This is a genomic window from Kosmotoga sp. DU53, from assembly GCF_001639905.1.
Classification (GTDB): Bacteria; Thermotogota; Thermotogae; order Petrotogales; family Kosmotogaceae; genus Kosmotoga; species Kosmotoga olearia.
Genome location: NZ_JGCK01000007.1, coordinates 32,056 through 58,006, shown reverse-complemented (window position 1 = coordinate 58,006; position 25,951 = coordinate 32,056). Strand labels below are relative to the sequence as shown.

The following is a 25,951-nucleotide window of genomic DNA, read 5'->3' as shown; positions in this document are numbered from 1 at the left end:
TTCCAATTTCAATCTTTCCAATTCGGCGTTTATTTCTTCAGGATCATCACTGTGTTCCTTTATCTTATCCAGGCCGAGCTCTTCTTTAAGAAAAGCGGGTATCTTGCTTTCATCTGCTATGAATGAAGGCTTCCTTTTCGGAGGCTGGAATGCATTTTCTTTGTATCTTTCGTAGCGCTTTACCCAACTCATGATAAGTGAAGCATCCACATCATATTCGACTCCTAATTCTCTGTAACTCTTGTTTGTTCCTAAATACTCCTTAACCAACTTGATTTTGAATTCTGAACTGTATCTTCGCGGTGTTTTTCCTTTCATTCCTTTTACCCCCTTTTTCTTTCCTTTATTCTATGCTGTTGCTCTCCTTTTGTCCAATCCTTTTAGGGGGTAAATATGTTTACGCACAACCTACAACCAACAACCGACAACGTTTCTTGATTCCCGCTTCTCTATCCCCTTTCATTGTATAATATCAATATGAACATCATACCGATTTTTCTTCCTCATGCCGGATGTAAGCGGCGCTGTGTTTTCTGTAATGAATATTCAGCAACAGGGTTAAGAAGGGTTCCGACAAGAGATGAGATCTTTCACGAGGTAGATAGATACCTCGCGTATTTTGCAGACAGGGAGAATGTGGAGCTCGCTTTTTACGGTGGGACTTTCACAGGCTTGCCTGAAGGGCTCATGCATGATTATCTGGATTTAGCGATGGAGATAATAAATTCCGGGAAGGCTAAAGCGATTCGCTTTTCAACCTCTCCCGAGGAGATAACCCAACGCAAGGTGGAGATTCTAGCGGATTATCCGGTCTCGCTCATCGAGATTGGTGCTCAATCCTTTGATGAAGGGGTCCTGAGGCTTGCCAACCGCCCTCACGAGGTTAAGGATATATATACTGCCTGTGAACTTCTGAAAGAGGCGAAAATTCCTTTCGGGATACATCTTATGACAGGTTTGCCAGGGGATAGCGAGGAAAAGGATATCAGATCCGCGGTAGAGGTCGTAAAGTTGAAGGCTTCGACCTGTCGTATTCATCCCACCGTTGTCCTTAAGAACAGCACGTTAGAAAGCATGTATCACGAAGGGAAGTACAAACCTCAGGAGCTGGAAGAGGCGTTAAATATACTGTGGAAAATGTACGTGATTATTAGCCTGGGTGGTGTGAAGATAAATAGGATAGGTATCTGTCTTTACGGTGATGAAGTGAACAACGTCGTAGCCGGCCCGTACCATCCTGCGATGGGGGAATTGGTTAAGAATCGGGTGGCGCTGGAAATACTGAGGGTTTTAAAAAGAAGACGGGGTGATAAAATTATACTTAAGGTGGATGAAGGAACGAAGCAGTTTTTCACCGGGCATAAAAAATGTGTTTTGAATAGAGCAAAAGAAGAAGGAATGGAAGTGATTTTCGAAAGGGCCAGTGCTCCGGAATTGAATCTAAGAGAACTCATGAAAACTGTGTTGGTTGAGTCTTTGGATGAGCTCTTTCGCTCTGAAGTTTCCGGGATATTGCTGGCGAATTAGGGGGTACAGTCATGAGACTCGTTTCTATATTCATAAAAGGTTTTAAGAGTTTCGCTTATCCGACAAAGATAGATATAAGTAAAGGTATAACGGCCATAGTGGGTCCCAACGGCAGCGGGAAGTCAAACATCGTCGATGCCATCCGCTGGGTTTTTGGTGAACAGTCGATGAAAACCATAAGGGCGGACAATCGTGAAGACGTAATCTTCGCCGGTTCCGAAAAGAATCCGCCTGCCAACTCGGCTGTTGTCAAACTCACCTTTGAGGATGAACGCGGTTTGATCACTATCGGCCGTGAGATAACGAGAGATGGATTGTCTCAATACAGTATAAATGACAAGCCGTCGCGACTGAGGGATATAAAAGAGATCTTTCAGGGTACCGGTGTCGGTATGGATATATATTCAATAGTGGGCCAGGGACAGGTGGACAAGGTCGTTACCGCTTCCCCATATGAATTGAGGGCTTTGATTGAAGAAGCAGCGGGAACCGCGATCTACAAGGAAAAGAAGAAACAGTCTCTCGCCAAGCTATCGGAAACTGAAGCGAATCTAAACCGTATAGAGGACATTCTTTTTGAACTTGGAAAGCAAAGAAAGTCTCTGTACCTCAAGGCGAAGAGGGCAGAAAAATACCTTGAATATACCGAAAGACTCAAGGAGGTAAGGACCCTTTATTATGGTAACGCCGTGCGAGTAGAAAGGGAGATCCTGAACACGCACATGGAGGGGCACGAAAAGGTAAGCGCCGAACTCAAGGAATTGCAGAGAAAGCTCATAGAGCATGAATCAAAATGGTCAACCCTGAGACAGGAATTCTCCGAGATGGACAAAGAAATAGAGGGTTTTACCCGGTTGCTTGAAGAGTATAAGAAAAGGCAAAACGATCTACTTGAGTTGAAGGAGATGTACTCAAAGAAACTTAGCGATAAGGAAAGTAAGCTAATAGAGGTTAGCACGAAATTAGACACGTTGAAGGCAGAGGTTGAAGACCTTGAGAAGAGGAAAGATGAGTTAAAACTCATAAGTGATGGGATGAAACAGCAGATTGAAGACGAAGAAAAGGAATTGAAAGAGCTTGAGAGTATTAAAGATTCCATGGTACATAAGTACAGCGAAAAGGAGAAAGACTGGCTGAAACTGCAGGAAGAACTTGATTCCGTAGTGAAGAGGATGTCTAAGATAGAGAACGAGCTGGAGAGGCTCAGTAATGTTAGAGAAGACACCCAGAAGAGGTTGAATCTTATAGGTTCTCAACTTCAATCCAAGGGAGAGCGTCTTGAAGACCTGAAAAAAGAGATAGAGGAGCTGGCGGCTCAGGGAAAAGAGAGTACGGAGAAACAAAAAGAGCTGGAGGAAAACATAGCACTCTCAAAGGAAAGAAGAGACACTCTCGAGAATCAACTCGAGGAACTCAAAGAAAAGATAGCCCAATCCATGGAGGAACTCCGGCGATCCCAGATTGAAAGAAGTACCCTGGAAAGGCAGCAGCAGGAGTATCAGGGTTTTTCAAGAGCGGTTCGAGAAATTTTCTCGAGGAGCGACGATTTTGATGGACTCATCGATGTTGTTGCCAACCTTGTCGAAATTCCCAAAACTTTTGAGACGGCTGTCAGTGTCCTTCTGGGTTCCAGAATGCAGGATATTGTGGTTGAGAGCTCAATAACCGCGAAAAGAATTGTTGCCTTTTTGAAGCAGCATAAAATCGGAAGGTTAACGCTTTTACCCCTGGATATGCTGAAGGGTAATTTCAAGAGATTCAAAGCGGTTGAAAATCATCCGGGATTTCTCGGTTATGCTGCTAAAGTTGTTGATGTTGCAGAGGAGTTCAAAATCGTTCCCGAGTATCTCTTTGGTAGCGCTATTGTGGTGAAATCTCTGGATGACGCTATAGATATTCGTAAGAACCTAGGGTTCCAGGGGAGGATAGTGTCTTTGGACGGACAGCTTCTTTCGGCCGGTGGAGCGATAACCGGCGGATACATCGGAAACGATGTCAGGCTGGACCTCGTTACCAGAAAGCGCAGGATTCAGGAGCTTGAACAGAAAGAGAAAGATCTGCAAAAAGCTATGGAACGAATGCAACGTGAATCGGTTAAGATCAAGGACGAGATTCAGGAACTCAGGGGATATATCAGGGTTCTCAATGAGGAATTGAACGGGATCATTTCAAAGGGTGCAGCCATCAACAGGATGATTCACGAACTTTTGAAGACGGCTAATGAGCTTGAAAGCGAAATCGGCGAACTCGATAAGCTCAAGGAAGAGTACACGAAGAAACTGAACGATAGCCTGAATAAGAGGGAAGAACTGGAAGAGGAATTCAAGATCCTCAACCAGCAGAAAAAGGAATTCGAGAAAGAGCTTCAAACCTTCTCTCAGGAACTGAAAGAAGAAAAGAAGAAACTTGAGGAGATCCAGAACCAGATAGTTGACAGGAAGTTGAAACTTTCAGGATTGTACGAAAAGCAGGAACAGTACACGAAAGAGCTGTCTGCTATAAGCCAGAAGAAACGCGAGAACTCCGAAGCGATAATTGTACTCGAGAGAGAGATCGAAGAGCTGGAGAATGAAGCGGAAAAGCTCAGGAAGCAGGTTGCAGATCAGGATAGGGAGCTCCAATCGGTCAAGCGGGAAACAGAAGCGCTCTTTTCAAGCATCAGGGATCAAAGGCAGGGAAAGGAAGAACGTCTCAATGCCCTGCAGGAGCTTGAGAGTGAGATCGAAGCCCTCAAGAGTGAGAGAGAACAGAAGAGAGAGAAGCTTCATCAGTTTGACCTTTTAATCCAGGAATCGAAGATGCGGCTAGAGCAGCTGGAAAAAGAACTTGGAGAGGTTGAAGGCGAGATACCGGTGCTGAGCGATGAAGAGCTGGAAAAGACCCGGATGGAACTCGAGGAGCTGGAAAACAAGCTTAAATTCCTCGGTAGTGTTGACCTCGACGCCATCGAAGAATACAAGCTGGTTGACGCTGAGTATCAGGAATTGATGGTTCAGAAGGAAGATCTGGAAGAGGCACGCCAGAAGCTAATTAAACTGATAGAAAAGATCGACGAAGAAGCGAGAAATCGTTTCAAAAGCACATATGAAAAGGTTAACGAGAATTTTGGAAAATATATATCGGAGATTTTTGACGGCGGTGAAGGCGAGATCCGTATAATCCCGGGCGAGGATTTGCTGGAATCAGGGCTTGAGATCTCTGTCAGACGGCCAGGTAGAAAATTCCAGAAGCTTCAGCTCTTTTCCGGTGGGGAAAAGGCCCTGGTAGGAATAGCCCTGGTGTTCGCGCTTTTGAGCATCAAACCCAGTCCTTTCTATGTTCTGGATGAGGTGGATGCTCCACTGGATGATTTCAACGCCGAGCGATTCAAGAATATGCTGAGAAGGCATGGCGAGGACACGCAGTTTCTTGTAATAACCCACAACAAGATTGTGATGGAAGTTGCATATGTTCTTCACGGTATCACGATGACGGACGGAATTTCCAGAGTTATACCCGTTAAACTCGGGACTATCGAGTCCGTTATAGGTTGATTTTTTAGAGGTGATGGCCACGGAGATTGGAGTTGTAACCACGGAGATAGGTGCTATTCTTTTGCATGCTGATTCTGGAATGCTTTCGAGGATAGAGCTTGTGTTTGACAGCAAACTGGCTCCAAAGCCTCTGCCGCCTTTTACCACGCAAATCCAGGAATACCTCGAAGGGTGCAGAAAAACCTTTGACTTTCCACTGTATTTGCCTTATGCCGGGTTTAAAAAGAAGGTTCTTTTGTACGTTAAGGAGATTCCTTTTGGAAGAGTTGTCACCTACGGTGAGGTTGCAAAAGCGGCAGGAAGCCCGGGGGCTGCCAGGGCTGTTGGACAGGTTATGAAGCGCAATCCGCTGCCCATTGTCATTCCGTGCCATAGAGTTGTTTCAGTGAGAGGTATCGGGGGGTTCAGTGCAGGCCTTGAGTGGAAGCGTTTTCTTCTTGAACTTGAAGGTGTTTCCTTTGACGCCATATAGCGATAGACATTCCCATTCCTACCAGTAATGCGCCAACGTAGAAGAAAAGCGAAGGGCGATGTTTCAAGAATATGATGTCGCCTAAGATGGTGAAAACGGGGATTGTGTACACCCAGAGGGTGGCCGCTTTTCCTCCCCAAAGATGTATTCCCTTTCCCCACATCAGGTATCCAAGGGCGGATGCCAGTATTCCCAGATACAGCATTCCTGAAACAGCTTCTACTGAAAAAATCACCGGATCTTTCAAAAAGAAGACCTCTATAATGCTGAAGGGCGTGATGAAAACTATACCCCACACCATCAGCTGTACGATCGTAGCTATGGAGGAGTCTTTCACTTTATCGAAAAAGTACGTATAACCTGCCCATGAAAGCGCTGCGAGAAATGAAAGGAAATTTCCCAGCACGCTTGAACCCTCAGAGAATTGCCCGCCATAAATCACTATGGATATTCCTATAAAAGCAATGGTACTCCCTAAATATTCGAGACCATCGAATTTTCTGTGTAGGATGTCATACAGGATCATCGTTAGAATCGGAGCAGATGAGACCAGCAGAGAAGCGTCTGAAGCGCTTGTAAGGCGCAACCCGTAGTTTTCGAAAAGAAAATAAAGGGTAACCCCGAAAAACCCGGCCATCGCGATATTGAAGTGTTGCTTGGTTGTTCTTTTCGGGCACACGCCTTTTTTGATTTGTACCGGAATAAAAACAGCCACAGCCACGATAAACCTGAAGAGCGCAAGGGTCATTGGTGGCATGCTTTCTACAGCCACCTTTGTAAAAAGATATGATTCTCCCCAGATGATGGCAGTGGTTGCCAGCAGGAGTGTTGCGGTAACTCTTTTATTCACAGTGCTACACCCTCTTATATGGTGTGTACCTGTCCGGAACTCTTTCGATAATGGGCTCAAGAATTCTGAAGGATCGTGGTTCAACCTGGAGGGTGATGTTCGACACGTCCGTTCGGAACGTTTCGCCGGTGAACAGATCCCTGAAAAGAGTTCCCGTCATTAAAGTGCTTTCATTTATGTAGGTTTTGAATTGAACCTTTTCAAAGGAAAGATTAAAAGCTATCAGTAGCAGATCGTCTATTCTTTCCGTCGAGCGTTTGAATACGATTGTCTTGTCGGGTTGCGAGGTATGGAGAATGCCAAAGCTTCCTATTTGTAGGGCAATTTTTTTCTTGCGTATTTCAGTCAATTTCTTGTAGAAGTTAAGCCGTTTTGGTGAGTTGCTCAGATTTTCCCATCGCATCGCATCGCGGTTTTCAGGATCCTCTCCGCCGATCATCTCAAGCTCTTCTCCGTAGTAGATCATTGGAACTCCTGGAAAGCTGAATTGGAGAGCGATAGCGAGTCGAATATCTCTTTCGTTGTCGAAAAGATTTGACAAACGCGGGACATCGTGTGAGGAGAGCATATTCCAGCACTTTGAGAGATAATCAATACCGCAGTCCTCAACGGTATCTTTCATTATTTTCGCTACTGTTTCAACCGGCATGTCCGCTTTCAGCAAATCTATCACCAGGGACCTGAAATGGTAGTTCATTATGCCATCGAGCCTTGCGAATTCGTTCCAGCCCTTTGGATAATTCCAGACCTCACCAATTATGAGTGCATCAGGTTTAACACTTTTTGCTGCTTCAACTATTATGTGGTTGAGATTTCCTATATCGTGCGCACAATCAATTCGCCAGCCATCTGCACCCTGCTTTAGCCAGTACTTTACCACTGAGTTTTCACCGGTAAAGAGGATCTCCTGGAGTTCCGGGTTTTCAAGGTTGAGTTCTGGCAGAGAACCGGAGTTTACCCAGCTCCTATATTTATCTCCCGAAAAGTAGAAATAATCCCGATATGGAGAATCCGGGGATTGGTAGGCTCCTTTTTCAGGAAACAGGTTCAATCCGTTGAACCATTTTGAAGCAAACCCCACATGGTTGAAAACACCGTCGAGGATTATTTTTAAATCATTCTGGTGAGCGGTTTCGCAGAGTTCCTTGAAATCCTGGAGTGTTCCGAAGGCGGGGTCTATCCTGAAAAAATCTATGGTGTCGTATTTGTGGTTCGTATGGGCATAGAAGATGGGAGTGAGATAAATTATTTCGGCTCCAAGCGACTTTATGTAATCGATTTTTTCTGTTATTCCTTTTAAGTCTCCACCCCAAAATAGAAGCTGCTGGGTTCTGTCACCGGTTCTTTTTGGTTTTTCCTTCCAATCAACCGTTCTCTGGCCTGGAAGCGGATAGAGGCCTTCATTTTCCTTTTGTTTGGCTGTTTTTCCATCGCCAATATTGAATCTATCCGGGAAAATCTGATAAACGACTTTAGATGTGTGCCACTCAACCATAATATCTACCTCTCGATCAGAGTTTGGGCATATGCCAGGTATACCATTCCGAAGAAGATATTGTTTCTTATCGACCACAGATCATCTACGGTCATATCGAGTTCAGAATTGTTTATCCAGCTCTTGAGCTGCCAGAAGGTTGTTTCGTAGATTTGCATCAAGCCTCGCGAGTATATAGTATCGGAGAAATCCTGTTTAATGCTTCTCTCTTCAGCCACTGCGTATGGGTTCATCATCGATTCTACGAGCATTATGGAAGCCACAAGATACGGATCGACTTTTGAAAGGTCAAGATCTATGGTTTCGTTATTGATCGTTAACGGAACCTTTGCGCTGGAGAAGTCCATAATCGCGTGATATATCTCCTGTGCTATTCTTTTTTTGAATGTCGTATCGGATTTTGAAAAACTGTTCAAAGAAAGAACAGCTCTTTCTATCCTTTTACGAAGCTCTGGCATAACCTTTCTCATGTTTTTGTTGACGTACGATTCTATGACGGGATTGGACGAAAATATTTTCTTTCCTTTGTTATCGACTGTTTTAATTCCTGCTAGCATCACGATTGGTTTCCGGTTTATTCCGAAGAAGTAGCGATATGCCTCGAGGACGCTGTCATCATAATCGTAAGATTCATTGGATAGGATTGCCTCATAATCCGAATTCAGACCAGCATTATACAAAACCGAAAGACGCCGGATCTTTTCGGTTTGTTTTCCGGTAAGGATCCTTGGGTTAGTAGGCATATACCATATAATTGCGGCAAGTCCCACAATTATGGATAAAATCAGTAAAAAAACAGGTAAATCGTACTTTTTTTCTCCAGACATACTTCTCGTATTATATCAAAATAAGAGGCCGGGAAGCCCGACCTCTTTTGTTAAATAGTTGTACGGAAAGATTATTTTCTTTTCTTCTTTTTCTTTTCGAACTTACAAACACCCACAGGACAGCTTTCGGCGCCAATATGGGCTTCAATCTCATCCCTGAAACGATCAAGCAGGGATCTGAGAGGTACCGGAACGGATTGGCCAAGGCCACAAAATGCCGAATTCTGCATCGTTTCAGCTATGTCATAAAGCTGGCCAATCATTTCTTTTGTTCCGCGACCTTTGCTGATTTCTTTGAGAATATTGACTATGAGTTTTGTACCTTCACGACAAGGTGAACATTTGCCACAGGATTCGTGAGCGAAGAATTCCATCAGGTTCAGAGCCACGTCAACGGCACAGTGAGTGTCATCAACAGCGAGAATAACACCTGAACCAAGTGCGACACCGTAATCTCTAAAAGAATTGAAATCCAGTGGCGTGTTTATTTCATCTGGTTTTATGAAAGTACCAGCAGCGCCGCCAGTTTGAACCATCTTAAGGTTTCTTCCGTTGGCTATTCCGCCACCATGTTTGTAGATCAGTTCTGCGACCGTGGTTCCCATAGGTACCTCCGTGATTCCTCTTCTAACGAGGTTTCCACAGAGTGAGTACACCTTGGTACCGGGTGAACTTTCCGTTCCAATAGAACGGAACCATTCCGCGCCGTTGAGGACTATCCACGGAACGTTCGCGAAGGTTTCAACGTTGTTGACTACGGTTGGTTTCTGGTACAGGCCTTTCACCGGTGGATACGGTGGTTTCAATCTCGGCCTTCCAGCATGGCCTTCAATTGACTCGATCAAGGCAGTTTCTTCACCACAAACGTATGCACCCGCACCTAATCTAACTGATAGGTCAAAGGAGAAGTTGGTGCCCAATATGTTTTCACCCAGCAATCCGTAATCGTAGGCCTGGGAAATGGCAATTCTCAGATTGTTGACTGATTCAAAGTATTCACCTCTGATATAGATGTACCCCTTGTTCGCGCCAACAGCGTACGCGGTGATGGCCATACCTTCTATAACAGAGTGGGGGTCACCTTCCATTATCAATCTGTCTTTAAAGGTACCAGGTTCACCTTCATCGGCGTTACATATGACGTACTTCTCTTTAGCGTCAACCTTGTATGTGAACTCCCATTTCAATCCTGCGGGGAATCCGGCTCCACCACGTCCCCTGAGCCCGCTTTCCTTTACTTCTTTTATAACGTCTTCAGGGCTCATTTGAAGGGCTTTTGCTAGACCCTGATAACCATCGAAAGCGATGTATTCATCTATGTTCTTCGGGTTTATCTCGCCGGCACGTTTCAGAACGATGCGCTCTTCCTTCGTGATCGTTCGGGCTTCGATGGTTTCAGATCCTTCAAGCTCTTCTACAATGAGATCTTCAACCCTTCGGCCTTTCAAAAGCTGCTCTTCAACAAATCTTTCCACGTCTGCTTCAGAGTTTATTTTGTAGAAGATGTTGTCTGGTAGAAGCAGGAATAGAGCACCTTCGTCGTAGCGCCCAAAGCTTCCTGTTTCCAGCACCTCAACGATACCGTCCAGGTTATATTTCTTCACCAGACCCACAAGATGATTCTTGAAGTGCCTCGCACCGAGCAAAACGCTGTTTGAATCCACCGAGACCAGCACAGTAATCGGTTTCATCTGGCATCACTTCTTTCCTTTTCGCGTATTTCATTGATGATTTTTTCTACTTTATCGGGAGTTAGGTTTCCGTAAGCTTCATCATTAATCATCATTACCGGGGACACACCGCACAACCCCAGACAGCTGCTTTCTTCAAGTGTAAACAAACCGTCTTCGGTCGTGTTACCGAAATCGATACCAAGGGTATCTTTCAGTGCTTCTACAACCTTCTCTCCACCGGTTACGTGGCATGGAAGGCTCTTGCAAACACGTATAATGTACTTACCGCGTTTCTCTGTTGAGAACATGGTGTAGAAGGTGAGGACCTCGTAGATCTTTGACAGAGGGATTCCCATAATGTCTCTCAAAGCTTCGGTAGCTTCCAATGGTATGTAATTTCCATAATAATCCTGAATGGCATGAAGCGTATTTATCAGGATGTCACCCTTTTCAAGGCTTTCGCTCATTACTTTTTCATATATACTGGCGACCGTTTCTTTCACTTCCTCAACAGCCATTCATGCTCCTCCTTTCACCCACTATTAATAACTAAAAACTGCAAAACCCCGGTGGGGTTTTGCAGGAGAATTTATGGAGAAACCTTCTTTATAGCGTCGAATCTACAAACCTCGATACAGCTTCCGCATCGCGTACATATTTCTGGATCTATCCTGTGGGGTTTCCTTATATCCCCAATTATGCCGTTCACCGGGCACACGCGGGCACACGCGGTACATCCCACACACTTCTCTTCATCTATGACAACTCTGGTGAGTTCCTTGCAGCGCTTGGCTGGACAACGCTTCTCTTTTACATGGGCAATGTATTCGTCCCAGAAATACCTCATCGTTGAAACCACCGGCTGTGGCGCTGTTTGTCCGAGCCCACATAGAGAGGTCTTCATTATGTGTTCTCCAAGTTCTTTGAGAACCTCTAAATCTTCTTCAGTTCCTTCACCAGCGGTGATCTTCTCCAGTATCTCAAGCATCTTTTTAGTACCGTCGCGGCATGGGGTACACTGGCCACAGGACTCTTCAACGGTGAACTCAAGGAAGAATTTTGCGACGTCAACCATACAATCATCTTCATCCATAACTATCATTCCGCCAGAACCGATAATCGTCCCAAGTTTCTTCAAGTTGTCATAGGTTATGGGAGTATCGAGATGTTCTTCGGGGATGCACCCACCGCTTGGGCCACCAGTCTGGACTGCCTTCAGTTTCTTACCATCTGGAACGCCGCCGCCTATTTCATATATAAGTTCTCTGAGGGTAATTCCCATGGGCACTTCAACAAGCCCGGTGTTCTTTATTTTACCTGCCAGAGCGAAGACCTTTGTTCCTCTCGAGCCTTCGACTCCATACTGAGCAAACCAGTCGCCACCGTGCAAAATGATGGGGGCTATATTTGCATAAGTTTCAACGTTGTTTATAAGGGTGGGTTTGCCCCAGAGACCGTAAGTCGCTGGATATGGAGGTTTTACCCTTGGAACACCGCGTTTACCTTCGATAGAGTTTATAAGTGCAGTTTCTTCTCCACAAACAAAGGCACCGGCACCAATTCTGATTTCTATATCAAAGCTAAACCCGGTTCCAAGTATGTTCTTTCCCAGGAAACCATATTCGCGTGCAGTTTCAAGGGCTTTAGAGAATCGTTCGATAGCCAGAGGGTACTCAGCTCTTACGTAAATGAATCCTTTTTGAGCCCCCACCGCGTAAGCGGCTATCGTCATGGCTTCAACGACGCTGTGTGGGTCTCCTTCAAGAATAGCTCTGTCCATAAAGGCTCCAGGGTCTCCTTCATCTGCGTTACAGATGACGTATTTAATATCGCCCTTTGCCTTCCTAACGAATTCCCATTTCAAGCCTGTTGGAAATCCAGCGCCGCCGCGACCGCGCAGCTCGCTTTTTTTGACCTCAGATATTACTTCTTCCGGTGTCATCTCTTTGATTGCTTTGTGGAGAGCAAAATAACCATCACGGGCTATGTATTCATCTATCGAGAGCGGATCGATGACCCCGAGGTTTCTCGTTGCTATCTTAACCTGCTTGGTGAAGAACGGTAGCTCTTCCTGAGGTTTTGCTTTAACCTCGCCAAATTCGCCCTTATAGAGCATGTCTTCAACAATACGGCCTTTCAGGAGGTGCTCTTCGACGACCCTTCTAACGTTTTCCGGGGTGAGTTTCTGATAGAAAATACCCTCGGGATAAACAATAATTATCGGGCCAAGGTCGCAGGCGCCCATACAACCTGTCTCAATTATCTTAACGACAGAATCAAGAGCATATTCTTTCAACAAATCCTGAAGAGCGTCTTTGACACTTTTTTCACCGGCCGAAATACAGGCTCCACCTGCACAGATAAGGATCGTGTTTTCTACTGTGGGCACTTAAATCACCTCTTCTTAGAGTTCTCCACGCTTCACTATGAGATCGCCTACAACTTTTCCTTCAATAACGTGCTGTTCTATTATTCTCTTTGCCTGTGCCGGGGTTACATGGCCGTAGATGATAGGCTCAGAATTTTCCATATGTACTTCGATCGTAGGTTCGACGTCACAGAGCCCGAAACAGCCGGACTGAACAACAGCTATATCATCTATTCCTTTTTCGTTAAGAGTTTCTACGATGGCTTTCAGTGTTTCTTTGGCACCAGCAGCGATTCCGCAGGTACCCATGGCCACGATAATTTTTCCGCGTTTTTCAGAGTCCCTCATTTTCAATTCTTTCAGTGCGTTCTCCTTTATTTTCATAAGTTCTTCGAGGCTCTTGATCTTTGCCATTACTTCTCCCCCCTGTACTTTTTGATTATCGCTGAAACCTCATCTGGTGTTACTTTACCATAAAAGTCGCGTTCCCCAACGAGAACAACGGGTGCCATACTGCAGGCGCCGAGGCATCTTACACCGTGTAAGGAAAAAAGGCCGTCACTTGTGGGTTCATCTAAATCCACCCCGAGTTCTTCTTTGAAGCGTTCGAGAATTCTATCGGCCCCTCTAACGTAACAAGCGGTTCCGAGGCAGATTTTGATCTGGTGTTTCCCCTTCGGTTTGGTGGTGAAGAAGTTGTAGAACGTCACGACTCCATGTACCTGACTGAGAGGCACACCTAACTTATCAGCAACATGCTGTTGGAGTTCTTCAGAGAGGTAACCAAAAAGTTCCTGAGCTTTGTGAAGAACGTTGATGAGCACACCCGGTTCTTCTTTTACCTGGTCTATGTACTCATTCAATTGGGTGTATAATTTTTCATGATCCTCGCAACCAACGTGTGACAAACCCTGCACCTCCTTGAGTAAATTCTTATACGATAGGGCTATGTTATTATTTATGTTATTTATTTCACTTGGATTATAACATGCAACTATAAAAAATGGATTTTGCCTTGTGTTAAAATAAGCTTTGTTGGTAGAGAATTAAGGGGAGGAGATAGTGTGAATCTTAAAGACTTTATACGCGACATTCCTGATTTTCCAAAACCCGGAATTATTTTCAAAGATGTCACCCCGATGTTAAAAGACCCCGGTGCTTTCAAAGTTTGTATTTCAAGTTTGAAAGAACTTGTAAAAGACTTTGAGTTTAATCTCATCGTTGCTCCGGAAGCCCGTGGTTTCATTTTTGCGGCACCTCTGGCACTTGAACTTGAAAAAGGATTTGTTCCTATAAGAAAACCCGGAAAACTCCCTTACAAAACCGTATCTGTGGAATATTCACTCGAGTATGGAACGGCGACCCTCGAGATGCATACAGATGCAATAAAAGAAGGCGATAAGGTTTTGATCGTGGATGACGTTCTGGCAACCGGTGGAACGATGAAAGCTATAGCAGAGATGGTAGAAAAGGTTGGGGGGACCATCAGCGGAATAGTATCTCTGGTCGAACTTTCCTTCCTTGAACCAAGAAAGAAACTTTCAGGTTATGAAGTGAGAAGCATCATAACCTATTGAGGTGAGGTTCTATATGCTAAAGTTTGATTTTTCCTTCGCCTTTAAAGAGAATCTAGGAACAGGTCTTTCAAAGGATGAGGTTTTTAATAACAGGGAATTCGCCAAAAGATCTCTTTTGGATGTAATCGAATCAGAGCCGGGATTTCTGAGGATCCTCAAAACCGATGAATATCTTGATGAGGTTGAAGCCCTGAAGGATTGGGTAAAAAACTTTGATACGCTTGTTGTTGTGGGAATCGGTGGTTCGGCTCTCGGTAACCTTGCACTTCATGCATCTTTGAAGCCCATGAACTGGAACCTTCTGAGCGAGGAAGAAAGAGAAGGAAATCTCAGGGTATTTGTCGTTGATAATGTTGATCCGCATTTTGTTGGCAGCGTTATTGAACAGATCGATCTTGACCGAACGCTGTTTAACGTTATTTCCAAATCCGGAACGACAGCTGAAGCCATGGCGAATTATCTCGTGGTGAGAGGAATACTCGAAAAGCGAGGATTAGATATAAGCGAACACCTGATTTTCACCACCGATCCTGAGAAAGGAGTCTTGCGGCAGATAGCGAAAGAAGAAGGCATAAGGACACTGACTATCCCTCAGGATGTTGGCGGACGTTTCAGTGTGTTGACACCCGTTGGGCTATTTTCTGCCATGGCTGAAGGAATAGATATAAGAAAGCTCTATGAAGGCGCTCGTAACGGTGTCAAACGTTATTCTGAGAGCAGTGCCGATACCAATCCTGTTCTGGTAAACGCGCTTCTCCATTATTCTTATCTGAAAGATGGAAAAAGCATCTCTGTTATGATGCCTTACTCGAATCAGCTTTACCTTCTTGCGGACTGGTACAGGCAGCTGTGGGCTGAATCGTTGGGAAAGAAGTACGATCTGGATGGAAATGTGGTTAATACCGGTCAAACTCCGGTAAAGGCCCTTGGTGCTGTGGATCAGCACTCACAGATTCAGCTGTACAACGAGGGGCCCAAGGATAAGATAGTCACCTTTTTAAAGCTTGAGAAATTCCCGGGGGATTTACAGATTCCCGAGCTTCATTCTGAAATTGAAGCGCTGTCGTATCTTGGTGGGAAAAGTCTATCGGAGCTTCTCAACTCAGAACAGGAAGGTACGGCCATGGCACTGACTGAAAACGGTGTACCGAATCTCACGTTGAGATTCGACGAACTGTCAGAATCCAGCGTTGGAGAGTTTATCATATATTATGAGCTTCTGACCGCTGTAATGGGGGCAATGCTCAACATAAATCCTTACGATCAGCCCGGCGTCGAGCTTGGAAAAAAGATCACCTATTCGCTCATGGGAAGAAAAGGGTACGAAGCCTTTGCCGGCAAGTTTTCTGAGAAAAAGTGGAGGTTCGAATTATGAACGATATGGTTAATTATCTGGTGGAATGCCTTAAAGAGTATAAACTTGAGGAATTCTACCATTTAGAAGGAGACGAAGTACCTTTCTATGTAATAGTTTCTCAGGAACCAGAAAAGGTCATAGAAGTTCTCCAGAGCCTTGATGATCTGGAAGCCGATGTTGTCGTTCTGTCGCCGGAAGAGAAAGAGGCAATCGGTTCAACGAACAGCGAAATAGCAGCGGCCGTTTCAAAAGCCATAGAAAAGGGGCAGAAGGTACTCTGATGAAAATCATAGGCGTTACGGGAAAAGCCGGCTGCGGGAAGTCTTTGCTTGTTTCACTTCTTTCCGGTCCTGAAACAAAGGTGATAGATCTCGACAGATTGGGCCACGAGGTTCTCAAGGAGCTCAAAAGCCAGCTTGTACTTACGTACGGTTCCGGGATACTGGATAACAGCAGAAAGAAGATCGATAGAAAAAAACTCGGTGAAATAGTCTTCAAAGATTCTCGAAAACTCAAGCTTCTCAACAGTATTGTGCATCCACTAATAAAAGAAAAAGTGAAAAAGATCATTTCAAAAACCAGGAAGAAATACGTACTGATCGATGGAGCGTTGATCCATCAGATCGGATTGGGCAAATTATGCGATCTGATCATCTGGGTTGATTGCCCTGATGAGGTTGCAATTAAGAGACTCGCTAGCAGAGGGATACCTCGCGAACGCGCTATCAGTATTCTTAATTCGCAGAAAGAGCTGGAAAATTATAAAGTATACTCAGACATAGCGATAGACAATACTGGTTCGCCTCAAGAGCTCTTAATCAAGGTTAGGGAAATTTTGCGGGGAAAAGAAATAATGCTATAATAGTTGGCGCAATGCCACTTCAACAAAGGAGGTAAGGGGTATGAAAAAGCTACTTCTTGTCATTACCATGGTACTTGCATTGTCCATTTTTGCCATGGCTGAGAAGATTGAAGTCGAGTTCTGGCATGCCATGGGCGGTGGACATGGTAAAGCCCTCGAGGAAATCGTTAACCTCTTCAATGAAACACATCCCGATATCGAAGTGAAAGCAATTTACGTTGGTAACTACGGGGCATTGTCTCAGAAACTTCTCGCAAGTGCTGAGTCTGGAAATCTCCCGGTTCTCTCTCAGGCTTACGGAAACTGGACAGCCAAGCTCATCCCGAGAGGCGTTGTTCAGGAACTCGATAGCTTCATAAAGAATCCAGATTACGGTCTTACTGAAGAACAGTGGGACGCTATCTGGGCACCTTTCAAAAAGATGATCACATGGGGAGACACAGTTTACGCCCTTCCGTTCAACAAGAGTACATATGTTCTTTACTACAACACCGATGCCTTCGAGGCTTACGGGCTCCGTCCGCCTGAAACCGTTGAAGACCTCTTCTTCGATGCTATGATGCTTACAGAAGACAAAGACGGCGATGGAGAAATCGATCAGTTTGGATTTGGTTTCAGAACAACCATCGACCACTTCGTTGTATTCCTCAGGGCAAACAAGGGAAAGATCATCGAAGTTAAAGACGATGGTAGCATCGAAATAACCATCAATTCCCCTGAAGCCAAGGAAGCTCTCCAGTTCATGTACGACATGGTTCACACATACAAGATTGCTTACACCCAGGGTGGTTATCTTGATGGTGTTTTCGGCGACGGCAAAATCATGATGTTCATCGAGACCATCGCCAGTAAACCCTATGTTGAAAGAGCTTCAACCGGTAAACACGGTTGGGCATGGGCTCCTGTTCCGTTGTGGAAGACTCAAGCTCCACCCTTTGCCGGAACAGACCTCATCATGTTCTCCACCGCAAGTGAAGAACAGAAAAAAGCTGCCTGGGAATTCATGAAATTCCTCATTAGCCCAGAAATTCAGGCTTACTGGTCAGTCAAGACCGGTTACATGCCCGCTGTTAAGACGGCTCTTGAAACAGCTCAGTGGAAAGAGTACGTTAAACAGCACCCCGAAGCCATGGTTCCAATCAACCAGATTCCCAAGGGAACGACCGATCCTAACATCGCAGAATGGTATGAAGTCAGAAGTGTCATCGGACAGATGGTCGGTGACGTTATGAACAACAAGAGAACCATAGACGAAGGTCTTGCCTGGGCAGAAGCTGAACTTCACCGCCTTATTTTTGGAGAATAATTAGAATTGTTTCTGATTTGCCGGGAGGCCATCATGGCCTCCCGGTTTTATTAAGTTTATCTTCTTTGGAAAGGGAGGCTGGAGTTAATAAACGGCAGAGGAATATACATACACAGATTCAATATATTTGCGGGACTTTTTTCTGTCCTTCTTTATTTGTTGGCCTCATCCATCAATACCGTAGCCGCGTCCTGGCAACTCCCCTATTTTTCGATTGGCCTTTTGAATTTTCTCGGTTCAATCGTCTACGTTCTTTCAACGCTTACCTTCGGTCGACTTGGTGATAAGATAGGTTTCAAACTGCTGCTGATTGTAAGCATGGTGCTCTTTGGATTATTTTTACCCGTTGGTTTTCTATGGTCTCAGGTATGGCATCTCTTTTTATTCGTTGTCGTTATGAACCTGTTCTTCGGAATATTTTTCCCATGTATTGAGGGTCTTATCTCAAGCCGCGAAAAATCCGAGGGCGTTAGCCCTGTTGCCACAACGATGCGTTTTACGCTCTCATGGAGCATCGGAAACATTTTTGGTATGGCTTTCGGTCCTTTTCTGATAGAACGTTTATCCTTTCTTGTTTTTCTTTATGGGATGGTATTATCTTTTCTCGCTGCCTTTCTCATTTACTCTCACTTTAGAAAGTACGGGGACCACCTTCCTGGCCCTTACAGTCCAAAACTTTTGAATACAAGGGCGAAAATAGATTTTCCCCGAATCCGTTTATACAGGAAAACTTATAGACTTACCTTTGTTATAGCCGGAATTATCTATTCGGCAGTTCTGGCTCTATTTCCAAAAATTTTGAGTTTCTACAATTTGCCTTTAGAAAAGGTCGGCTTCTTTATTGTGGGGGCAAACATAGGAGTGTTCCTAAGTTTCGTTCTTTTGACTCTATTCCGTTTCTGGGTTGGAAATCCCGGTTTTTCATTCCTTTTGATGGCCGTCTTTCCTGTAACCGCTGCGAGCTTTTTCCTTTCCCCATCTCCCGCGGTGTTTTTCCTGATTGCTTTTCTCGCGGGTGTTACCTATGCAGTTCCCTACACCTTCGCAATTTTTTACGGTCTCAGCTCGCAGGAAAATGATCACGGAAAGCAGGGCGGGATACACGAAGCGATGGTCGGCATCATCTTTGGCTTTGGCCCGTTGATCGGAGGGCTCTTTCTTGAACTTTGGCCTGATCTAAAGAGCCTTGGGGTAATGACAGCCCTTCTTTGCCTTGTTTCATATGCAATCCAGCTCAGATTTTTGAAAAGGTTACACGAAGAAGATGAAGCTTCACAGCGATTGTGAACAACAGGATTTAATGGATTGTAGTCGTATCTGTGGTGGAAAAAAGTGCGAGCTGTGCTATAATTTTGAAAACTGCTCTCGGTCGGAAATCTATTATTTGACCAGCTTAGGGAGGGGTACGAAGTATGTACGATTTCAAGTCGATAGAAAAGAAGTGGCAAAAGTATTATGAGGAAGAAGAGCCTTTCAAGGTTGATTTGAAAAACGCGAAAAAACCCTTTTACAACCTCATGATGTTTCCGTATCCTTCGGCTTCCGGGTTACATATAGGGAATATGTATTCTTTTATAGGTTCAGACGTTTACGGGCGTTATAAAAAGCTTCAGGGCTACGATGTTTTTGAACCAATAGGATTTGATGCTTTTGGTATCCACAGTGAAAATTACGCTCTAAAAGTTGGCGAGCACCCTGCAAAGCTCACACCCAAAAGTATCAAATACTTCAGGGATGAGCAGCTGAAAAAGATCGGGAATATCTATGACTGGAGCAGTGAAGTCAACACCTCTTCACCCGAATATTACAAGTGGACCCAGTGGATATTCCTTCAACTCTACAAAGCCGGGCTCGCAGAGAAGAAAAACTCCGAGGTCAACTGGTGCCCTTCGTGTAAGACGGTTCTCGCCGACGAACAGGTTATAGACGGAAAATGTGAACGTTGTAGCACTGAAATAACGAAGCGGGAGATGAGCCAGTGGTTCTTCAAGATCACAAAATACGCTGACCGCCTCCTTGAAAACCTGGAAAAACTCGATTGGACCGAAACCACAAAGAATATCCAGCGTAGCTGGATTGGGAGATCTGAAGGGGCAAAGATCCGTTTCCCGGTTGAGAATTCCGATATTGAGATAGAGGTATTCACCACGAGGCCAGACACGATCTATGGTGTTACTTACCTTACTTTAGCTCCGGAACACAAGTTGGTTAAAAAACTCATAAAAGAAGATAAATTTTCGCAGTTTGAAGAATTCCTTGAGAGCGTTAAGAAGATGGACGTCGCTACCAGAACGTCCAAGACGCGCCCTAAAACTGGTATGTTCACGGGAAGTTATGCTATTCACCCGCTCACTGGTGAAAGAATTCCTATCTGGGTTGGTGACTACGTGCTTGTGGAATACGGTACCGGTGCGGTAATGGCTGTTCCCGCACATGATGAGAGGGACTACGCTTTTGCGAAAAAATACGGGCTCGAAATCAAGCAGGTTATCGAGTGTGATCCTGAGGATTTGCCCTACACTGAGAAGGGGATAATGATAAACAGCGGTCCATATACAGGCTGGAAGAGCGAGGATTTTATCGCCAATATAGACAGTGTGCACGAGAAGATAGAATCGGCCGTCACCTATCACCTTCACGATTGGTGTGTCTCAAGGCAGAGATACTGGGGACCACCAATCCCAATAATATACTGTGATAAATGTGGTATCGTTCCTGTTCCTGAAGAGGATCTGCCTGTTTTGCTTCCCGAAACGGACGACTATATCCCGGATGGCAGCCGGAAAGTCCCCTCTGGCGAGGAATGAGGAGTTCGTCAATACCACCTGTCCTAAATGTGGTGGTCCGGCTAAAAGAGAGACAGATGTCAGCGATAATTTCCTTGACTCGGCATGGTATTTCTTGAGGTATATATCACCACACGATCAGGATAGACCTTTCGATCCTGAGCTGGCTAAAAAATGGCTTCCGGTGGATATGTACATCGGAGGTAACGAACATGCAAACCTACATCTAATGTACGCGCGATTCATTACCATGGCACTTCATGATCTCGGAATTCTCCACTTTGAAGAGCCATTCAAATCCTTCAGGGGCCACGGTCTGATAATCAAAGATGGGGAGAAAATGAGCAAATCAAAGGGAAACATCGTCAACCCAAACGACTATTTCGATACCCACGGTGTTGATGCGCTAAGAACTTACCTTATGTTTATGGGAAGCTTCCTTGAAGGCGGTGACTTCAGGGACAGCGGAATGGATGCCATCAAACGTTTCCTCAACAGGGTATGGGAGGTTGCCAACAAACCCGAGGGTGAAAGTTCTCTCCAGCTAAAGATCAAGATGGCAGAGACCATTAAAAAGGTGGAGTATTCGATTGAAAATATCAAGTACAATACGGCTATCGCTGCCATTATGGAATTTATAAATGAGGCTGTTAAAGAAGAACGCATAGAAAGGCAGCTGGTTGTGGATCTGGCAAAACTCCTTGCTCCTTTTGCACCCTTCATTTGTGAGGAAATACACGAAATGAAGGGCGGCAAAGGAACTATATTGAATGCCGGATGGCCCACAGGATATGACAAGTACCTTTCTATGGCGGATGTGGAGATTCCGGTGCAGATAAACGGTAAGATGCGTGGAAAAGTAAAAATTCATCAGAAAGCTTCGGAAGATGAGGTTATAGAGAAGATAAAAGGCGATGAAAGGCTTGCGCACTACCTCAATAAAGGAGAGATACGAAAGGTTATATACGTCCAGGACAAAATAATTAACATTATTGTGAAGTAATAACAGGAAGTTGTGGGGGAGGTTCTACCGAACCTCCCTTCTTAGTTTGGAGAAAATTTTAACTTTATACATTGTAACTTCATAGAATGATATGGTAGAATAACCTTGATAGAAAATTCACAATAACTGTGAGTTTACGTTGCCGAATGGAGGTGCTTCTGGGTGCCAGTTACCGTTACAATCAACGGAAAACAATATCAGGTTGAAGAAAATCGAACAGTCCTCGAAGTATGTCGTGAAATTGGTATCGAAATCCCAACGTTGTGTTATCATCCGGCGCTATCAATCGTGGGAGCATGCAGGGTTTGTATGGTTGAAATCGAAGGAGCACGCAACCTTTCTCCAGCGTGTGCTACCTATGTTACTGATGGGATGGTCATAAGAACGAATACGGAGCGCGTGAACCGCTCCGTGAGGTTCAATCTGGCTTTACTGCTTTCCAGCCATCCCAATGATTGTATGACATGTGATGCAAACGGGCGCTGTGAATTCCAGGATCTCATTTACAGATACGATATCAAGGATATGTTCCCGAAGGACCTCAGAAATATACCCTACGACACGTCCAGCCCTTCTTTGTTCAGGGACATGAACAAGTGTATTCTTTGTGGAAGATGTGGCCGTGCCTGTAAAGAATTGCAAGGACTTTCTATTCTTTCTGTGGCAGGAAGGGGATATCATTCTATACCAGTCCCAGCGCTTGGAGCTCCAATAGCTGCTACGGATTGTATCAACTGTGGCCAGTGCGCAACGGTGTGTCCGGTTGGAGCAATCACGGAGAGAATGGATTTCAGACGTGTAGCCGAAGAACTGTATAAGCATGAAAAAGTTCTGGTGGTGCAGACAGCTCCGGCTGTTCGTGTAGCTCTCGGTGAAGAATTCGGTGAAGAACCGGGAACGATCTCCACGGGTAAGATGGTTGCAGCCCTTAGAAAGTTAGGATTTGACTATGTTTTCGATACAGACTTTGCTGCTGACCTCACGATTATGGAAGAGGGATCCGAACTTCTTCAGAGGATAAAGGAAGGCGGTAAGTTCCCCATGTTCACTTCCTGTTGTCCCGGCTGGGTTAACCTGATGGAGAAACTCTATCCTGAATTCAGAGAAAATCTTTCCACAGCCAAGTCTCCACATGAGATGCTCGGTGCTCTTATCAAAACCTATTTCGCCAAAAAGATAGGCAAAGATCCAAAAGATATATTTGTCGTTTCCGTAATGCCATGTACAGCCAAGAAAGACGAAGCAGAGCGCGAAACATTGCTGGTTAGAGGGCATGTTGCTGTGGATGCTGTTATAACCACTAGAGAATTAGGAAAATTGATAAAGATGAAAAAGATTCCTTATGAATCACTTCCTGAAGAAGAATACGATACTCCTCTTGGCATATCTACCGGTGCCGCTGTAATATTTGGTGCTACCGGTGGTGTTATGGAAGCAGCTCTCAGAACGGCTTATGAGCTTTACACCGGCAAAGAACTGCCGAAGCTCGATTTTGAATTTGTGCGTGGATTTGAGGGAGTCAAAGAGGCTGAGGTTGACCTTGATGGAAAGATTCTGAAAGTTGCTGTTGCCCACGGTGGTGCAAATGTTGTCAAACTCATGGATAAGATAAAATCTGGTGAGGTTTACTATGACTTTGTGGAGATTATGGCCTGTCCAGGTGGTTGCATTGGTGGTGGAGGACAGCCCAAATCCACCAGACCAGATTATCTTGAGAGAAGAATGCAGGCTATTTACGAAATTGATGAAAACATGCCTATCAGAAAATCTCATGAAAACCCGGCGATCAAGAAAATCTACGAGGAATATCTTGAGCACCCGCTTAGCCACATATCCCATGAGCTTCTCCACACGCACTATCTCGACAGGAAAAAGAGCGTTGTGGAACGAAAGAAAGAACTTGAAGAAGTAAATTGAGCTCAATGTGAGCGGGAGATAGATAATCGGGGACACTTTATCAAATGTCCCCGATTTTTTTATTAGCAGCCTAGAAATCTTTAGACACCAGAGATTTTATTACAGCGTAGGGAGTTTTGAGCAAGCACAGGATATCCAGTCTCAGAGAGCGATTCAAAACGTAGTACAGATCGTATGAGGTTTTTATCATGTATTCCTCAGGGGTTGTAGTGTATTTATAGTTAATCTGTGCCCAGCCGGTGAGACCGGGTCTCACCAGTAAACGAAGCTTATAGTTTGGAACGTGTTTTTTACCCATCTCGTGAAAGGCTTTGAGTTCTGGTCTGGGGCCAACCAGGCTCATTTCGCCGAGAATGATGTTGATAATCTGGGGGAGCTCATCGAGCCTCAGTGGGCGCAAAATTTTGCCAACCCTGGTTATTCTCTTGTGATGTTCGCCGTTCGTGAACGTTCTGAACTTGAGCATTTTGAATACCTTCTCATTTCTTCCCATGCGATCCTGTGTTATGAACACGGGTCTTCCGGAAGTGATCAGGATTAGTACGGCTATTATGAGAAAGATTGGAGTCAAAAGAATCAGAAAAACTACTCCAAAAACAAAGTCGAGAAATCTCTTAAAACCATCATAAGTTTTTACGTGGACAAGCTCCTGAAAGTCTTCTTCGACTGTTCCGGGATCAACGGTCATTGGTCTGAGCTTGAAAAATCTTTTGAACCGAAAGAGGATTGTATAGCGGAATAGTGCGGATAATAACGCAGGCAAAAGAATGATTATATCAGATCCGGTAAAAACAAAAAACAGAATCGTTACCATCACCAATGACCCAAAGAAAGAAATTTTTCTTTCTTTGGGATCAAGGATAATCTGTGATTCATACCCCCTCATTGAAAGAGACACGAATCCGCTGATTAGAAATGCCAGTAAAAAATCCTCAACACTATTAGTTATCAAGGGAATCGAAAATAGAAAATCGATCACATAAAAAAACATGACATCTCTCCCATCGCTATTATTGTCGCATGATTTTTGGGAAATTTGAAGATACTGAGGTAAAATGAAAACGGTTAGGAATTGTCGCATTTAACGGTGTATGGTAAAATCACAACGTATGGTAACAAAGGTTTATCTGGGGGATCTTCATATTGGTGATGGAACATTCGAAACCGATTTTGAATACGATAACGAGCTCGCCGACCTTATAGAATCACTTGTAATTTCAGGTTGTTCTGAGCTTGTGATTGTTGGTGACGGATTAGAGCTGGTTAATTCAAATGAAGTTAAATCTCTCGGGTTGTTGCCTTATCCGATTCTTTCGAGGTCATTGACATCCAGACTCATATCTGACATTGAAAGTCGTCATACTCGTGTTTTTGACGCTTTCAGGCGATTTTCCGAGTATGGGAAAATTGTGTATGTTGTCGGGAACCACGATCATTATCTGCTCGAAAATCCGGAATTGCGAAACAGCCTCATAGAAGCTCTGGGTGGTCAAAAAAATGTAAGGATTTTGCCTTTCTATTATGACGCAGAGATGCAGCTTTTCACCCTTCACGGAAACCAATTTGACATTGTGGGAAGATTCTCAAAAGACGATAACGGTAATCTTTTGGCTCCTTTTGGGAACTTTATGGCGCGGTACATGGTGCTAAATTTTGAAGAAAAGTTGAAAAGATTGAATGCACCGGTGCCATTTATAAATGATTATCGATTTGTGCACCCTACTCTGGATGTCTTTCAATGGTTTGAACATATCAGGCAGCGTTATGACGTCGATACGGATCTTCTGGAACTCTGGACGAAGACGTTTATAGAAATGCTCAAGACGCCTGAAGCGCAGAGCTGGTTGAAGACTAACTATCCGAGATTGAGATATCTAACGACGATTTTTGTCAATCGTTTTGGCGGTATGAAATTTGGAGAATGGATAATCCGTGTAATCATGAGTTTCAGACGATTTATGCAAACCGATTATTTATATAGATGCGCTCGACGAATTCTTGGTTGCTCCTTTGAAAAAGGATTTAAGAAAGTAATGAGGAAAACTAATTTTGTTGGTTACTGCAATGGTGTTCCTGAGGTACTTCCCACAGATATAAAGGGGGTGATTATGGGGCATAATCATAGACATACGTTGAGAGGAATTCCGGTGGATGGTGAACTGAAATTTTATGCCAATACCGGCACATGGCAACCTGTGGTAGAAATGGTGGATAGGAAATCTTCGAATAGTTTTGTAAAGAGAGCTCAATTGAGTTATTTGATAGTTCAAAAAATCGGTAAAGATCTTAATATAGAATCTAGACATGTAATGAAATTAAACGGAATTGGTTCTGATCAAAGGTATGGAAGTGATAAATTCACTGCAAATGAAATAAATATACGTGTCTGAGGAGGGAT

21 protein-coding genes and 1 pseudogene are annotated in these 25,951 nt (G+C 44.4%); 12 read left to right on the top strand and 10 right to left on the bottom strand.

What is annotated here, in order from left to right:
* Positions 1-318 (bottom strand): transposase (locus DU53_RS00805; RefSeq protein ID WP_063726980.1); only part of this gene is annotated, 318 nt, incomplete at its 3' end.
* Between the two features lie 159 nt (positions 319-477).
* Between DU53_RS00805 and DU53_RS00800 the strand changes: the two genes are divergently transcribed.
* Genes DU53_RS00800 through DU53_RS00790 form a run of 3 tightly spaced genes read left to right on the top strand, consistent with a single transcriptional unit; the run spans position 478 to position 5,532 of the window.
* A complete protein-coding gene (locus tag DU53_RS00800; RefSeq protein ID WP_063726978.1) occupies positions 478-1,527 on the top strand; it encodes an elongator complex protein 3 in 1,050 nt (349 codons plus the stop codon).
* A gap of 11 nt (positions 1,528-1,538) precedes the next feature.
* Entirely contained in the window at positions 1,539-5,060 is a 3,522-nt protein-coding gene (smc, locus tag DU53_RS00795) for a chromosome segregation protein SMC (protein ID WP_063726977.1), read from the top strand.
* 13 nt (positions 5,061-5,073) lie between these two features.
* On the top strand, positions 5,074-5,532 hold the full coding sequence (locus DU53_RS00790) for a methylated-DNA--[protein]-cysteine S-methyltransferase (RefSeq protein ID WP_063726975.1): 459 nt from the start codon (positions 5,074-5,076) through the stop codon (positions 5,530-5,532).
* On the opposite strand, the gene DU53_RS00785 is transcribed toward DU53_RS00790, so the two are convergent.
* From DU53_RS00785 to DU53_RS00750, 8 genes are all read right to left on the bottom strand, one after another.
* Positions 5,465-6,382, bottom strand: coding sequence for a DMT family transporter (locus DU53_RS00785; RefSeq protein WP_063726972.1), 918 nt, complete (start codon positions 6,380-6,382; stop codon positions 5,465-5,467). The genes DU53_RS00790 and DU53_RS00785 overlap by 68 nt on opposite strands.
* Positions 6,383-6,386: 4 nt before the next feature.
* Positions 6,387-7,877, bottom strand: a complete 1,491-nt coding sequence (aglB, locus tag DU53_RS00780) for a cyclomaltodextrinase (protein ID WP_063726970.1) — start codon at positions 7,875-7,877, stop codon at positions 6,387-6,389.
* Positions 7,878-7,882: 5 nt separating this feature from the next.
* Positions 7,883-8,704, bottom strand: a complete 822-nt coding sequence (locus DU53_RS00775; RefSeq protein WP_063726968.1) for a transglycosylase SLT domain-containing protein — start codon at positions 8,702-8,704, stop codon at positions 7,883-7,885.
* 71 nt (positions 8,705-8,775) lie between these two features.
* Positions 8,776-10,395 carry an NADH-quinone oxidoreductase subunit NuoF gene (gene nuoF / locus DU53_RS00770; RefSeq protein WP_012744698.1) on the bottom strand — a complete coding sequence of 540 codons (1,620 nt, stop codon included), beginning with the start codon at positions 10,393-10,395 and terminating at the stop codon, positions 8,776-8,778.
* Positions 10,392-10,895 (bottom strand): NAD(P)H-dependent oxidoreductase subunit E, encoded by a 504-nt coding sequence (nuoE, locus tag DU53_RS00765; protein ID WP_012744697.1) that lies wholly within the window; start codon positions 10,893-10,895, stop codon positions 10,392-10,394. Before nuoE ends, nuoF (DU53_RS00770) begins: the two co-directional genes overlap by 4 nt.
* A gap of 71 nt (positions 10,896-10,966) precedes the next feature.
* Positions 10,967-12,766, bottom strand: a complete 1,800-nt coding sequence (nuoF, locus tag DU53_RS00760; protein WP_012744696.1) for an NADH-quinone oxidoreductase subunit NuoF — start codon at positions 12,764-12,766, stop codon at positions 10,967-10,969.
* A 15-nt stretch (positions 12,767-12,781) separates the two neighbouring features.
* A complete protein-coding gene (locus tag DU53_RS00755) occupies positions 12,782-13,159 on the bottom strand; it encodes a ferredoxin (RefSeq protein ID WP_012744695.1) in 378 nt (125 codons plus the stop codon).
* Positions 13,159-13,608 carry an NAD(P)H-dependent oxidoreductase subunit E gene (locus tag DU53_RS00750; RefSeq protein WP_369816064.1) on the bottom strand — a complete coding sequence of 150 codons (450 nt, stop codon included), beginning with the start codon at positions 13,606-13,608 and terminating at the stop codon, positions 13,159-13,161. Before DU53_RS00750 ends, DU53_RS00755 begins: the two co-directional genes overlap by 1 nt.
* Positions 13,609-13,809: 201 nt before the next feature.
* Between DU53_RS00750 and DU53_RS00745 the strand changes: the two genes are divergently transcribed.
* The 8 genes and pseudogenes from DU53_RS00745 (at position 13,810) to DU53_RS00710 (ending at position 23,553) form a co-directional block, all read left to right on the top strand.
* Complete coding sequence (locus DU53_RS00745; RefSeq protein ID WP_012744693.1) at positions 13,810-14,322, top strand: adenine phosphoribosyltransferase; 513 nt, start codon at positions 13,810-13,812, stop codon at positions 14,320-14,322.
* A gap of 13 nt (positions 14,323-14,335) precedes the next feature.
* Positions 14,336-15,697, top strand: a complete 1,362-nt coding sequence (locus tag DU53_RS00740; RefSeq protein ID WP_012744692.1) for a glucose-6-phosphate isomerase — start codon at positions 14,336-14,338, stop codon at positions 15,695-15,697.
* Positions 15,694-15,960, top strand: coding sequence for a hypothetical protein (locus DU53_RS00735; RefSeq protein WP_012744691.1), 267 nt, complete (start codon positions 15,694-15,696; stop codon positions 15,958-15,960). Before DU53_RS00740 ends, DU53_RS00735 begins: the two co-directional genes overlap by 4 nt.
* Complete coding sequence (gene coaE, locus DU53_RS00730; protein ID WP_012744690.1) at positions 15,960-16,541, top strand: dephospho-CoA kinase; 582 nt, start codon at positions 15,960-15,962, stop codon at positions 16,539-16,541. Before DU53_RS00735 ends, coaE begins: the two co-directional genes overlap by 1 nt.
* A 40-nt stretch (positions 16,542-16,581) precedes the next feature.
* Positions 16,582-17,847, top strand: a complete 1,266-nt coding sequence (locus DU53_RS00725) for an ABC transporter substrate-binding protein (protein WP_012744689.1) — start codon at positions 16,582-16,584, stop codon at positions 17,845-17,847.
* Between the two features lie 78 nt (positions 17,848-17,925).
* Positions 17,926-19,134 carry an MFS transporter gene (locus DU53_RS00720; RefSeq protein WP_148207959.1) on the top strand — a complete coding sequence of 403 codons (1,209 nt, stop codon included), beginning with the start codon at positions 17,926-17,928 and terminating at the stop codon, positions 19,132-19,134.
* A 125-nt stretch (positions 19,135-19,259) separates the two neighbouring features.
* Positions 19,260-21,636, top strand: a pseudogene (leuS, locus tag DU53_RS13285) (leucine--tRNA ligase).
* Between the two features lie 162 nt (positions 21,637-21,798).
* Positions 21,799-23,553: an NADH-dependent [FeFe] hydrogenase, group A6 gene (locus tag DU53_RS00710; protein ID WP_012744686.1), complete on the top strand. Its 1,755-nt coding sequence runs from the start codon at positions 21,799-21,801 to the stop codon at positions 23,551-23,553.
* Between the two features lie 70 nt (positions 23,554-23,623).
* Here DU53_RS00710 and DU53_RS00705 read toward each other — a convergent pair whose 3' ends face one another.
* A complete protein-coding gene (locus tag DU53_RS00705) occupies positions 23,624-24,544 on the bottom strand; it encodes a sugar transferase (protein ID WP_012744685.1) in 921 nt (306 codons plus the stop codon).
* A gap of 118 nt (positions 24,545-24,662) precedes the next feature.
* Here DU53_RS00705 and DU53_RS00700 point away from each other — a divergent pair, with 118 nt between their 5' ends.
* Positions 24,663-25,943 (top strand): metallophosphoesterase, encoded by a 1,281-nt coding sequence (locus DU53_RS00700; RefSeq protein WP_158302996.1) that lies wholly within the window; start codon positions 24,663-24,665, stop codon positions 25,941-25,943.
* Positions 25,944-25,951 lie beyond the last annotated feature (8 nt).

Bases quoted from the DNA above. Each gene is read 5' to 3' on its own strand.
- DU53_RS00800 (WP_063726978.1), top strand. From the start codon at position 478: ATGAACATCATACCGATTTTTCTTCCTCATGCCGGATGTAAGCGGCGC.
- smc (WP_063726977.1), top strand. From the start codon at position 1,539: ATGAGACTCGTTTCTATATTCATAAAAGGTTTTAAGAGTTTCGCTTAT.
- DU53_RS00790 (WP_063726975.1), top strand. From the start codon at position 5,074: ATGGCCACGGAGATTGGAGTTGTAACCACGGAGATAGGTGCTATTCTT.
- aglB (WP_063726970.1), bottom strand. From the start codon at position 7,877: ATGGTTGAGTGGCACACATCTAAAGTCGTTTATCAGATTTTCCCGGAT.
- DU53_RS00775 (WP_063726968.1), bottom strand. From the start codon at position 8,704: ATGTCTGGAGAAAAAAAGTACGATTTACCTGTTTTTTTACTGATTTTA.
- nuoF (WP_012744698.1), bottom strand. From the start codon at position 10,395: ATGAAACCGATTACTGTGCTGGTCTCGGTGGATTCAAACAGCGTTTTG.
- nuoE (WP_012744697.1), bottom strand. From the start codon at position 10,895: ATGGCTGTTGAGGAAGTGAAAGAAACGGTCGCCAGTATATATGAAAAA.
- DU53_RS00755 (WP_012744695.1), bottom strand. From the start codon at position 13,159: ATGGCAAAGATCAAGAGCCTCGAAGAACTTATGAAAATAAAGGAGAAC.
- DU53_RS00740 (WP_012744692.1), top strand. From the start codon at position 14,336: ATGCTAAAGTTTGATTTTTCCTTCGCCTTTAAAGAGAATCTAGGAACA.
- DU53_RS00735 (WP_012744691.1), top strand. From the start codon at position 15,694: ATGAACGATATGGTTAATTATCTGGTGGAATGCCTTAAAGAGTATAAA.
- coaE (WP_012744690.1), top strand. From the start codon at position 15,960: ATGAAAATCATAGGCGTTACGGGAAAAGCCGGCTGCGGGAAGTCTTTG.
- DU53_RS00725 (WP_012744689.1), top strand. From the start codon at position 16,582: ATGAAAAAGCTACTTCTTGTCATTACCATGGTACTTGCATTGTCCATT.
- DU53_RS00705 (WP_012744685.1), bottom strand. From the start codon at position 24,544: ATGTTTTTTTATGTGATCGATTTTCTATTTTCGATTCCCTTGATAACT.
- DU53_RS00700 (WP_158302996.1), top strand. From the start codon at position 24,663: ATGGTAACAAAGGTTTATCTGGGGGATCTTCATATTGGTGATGGAACA.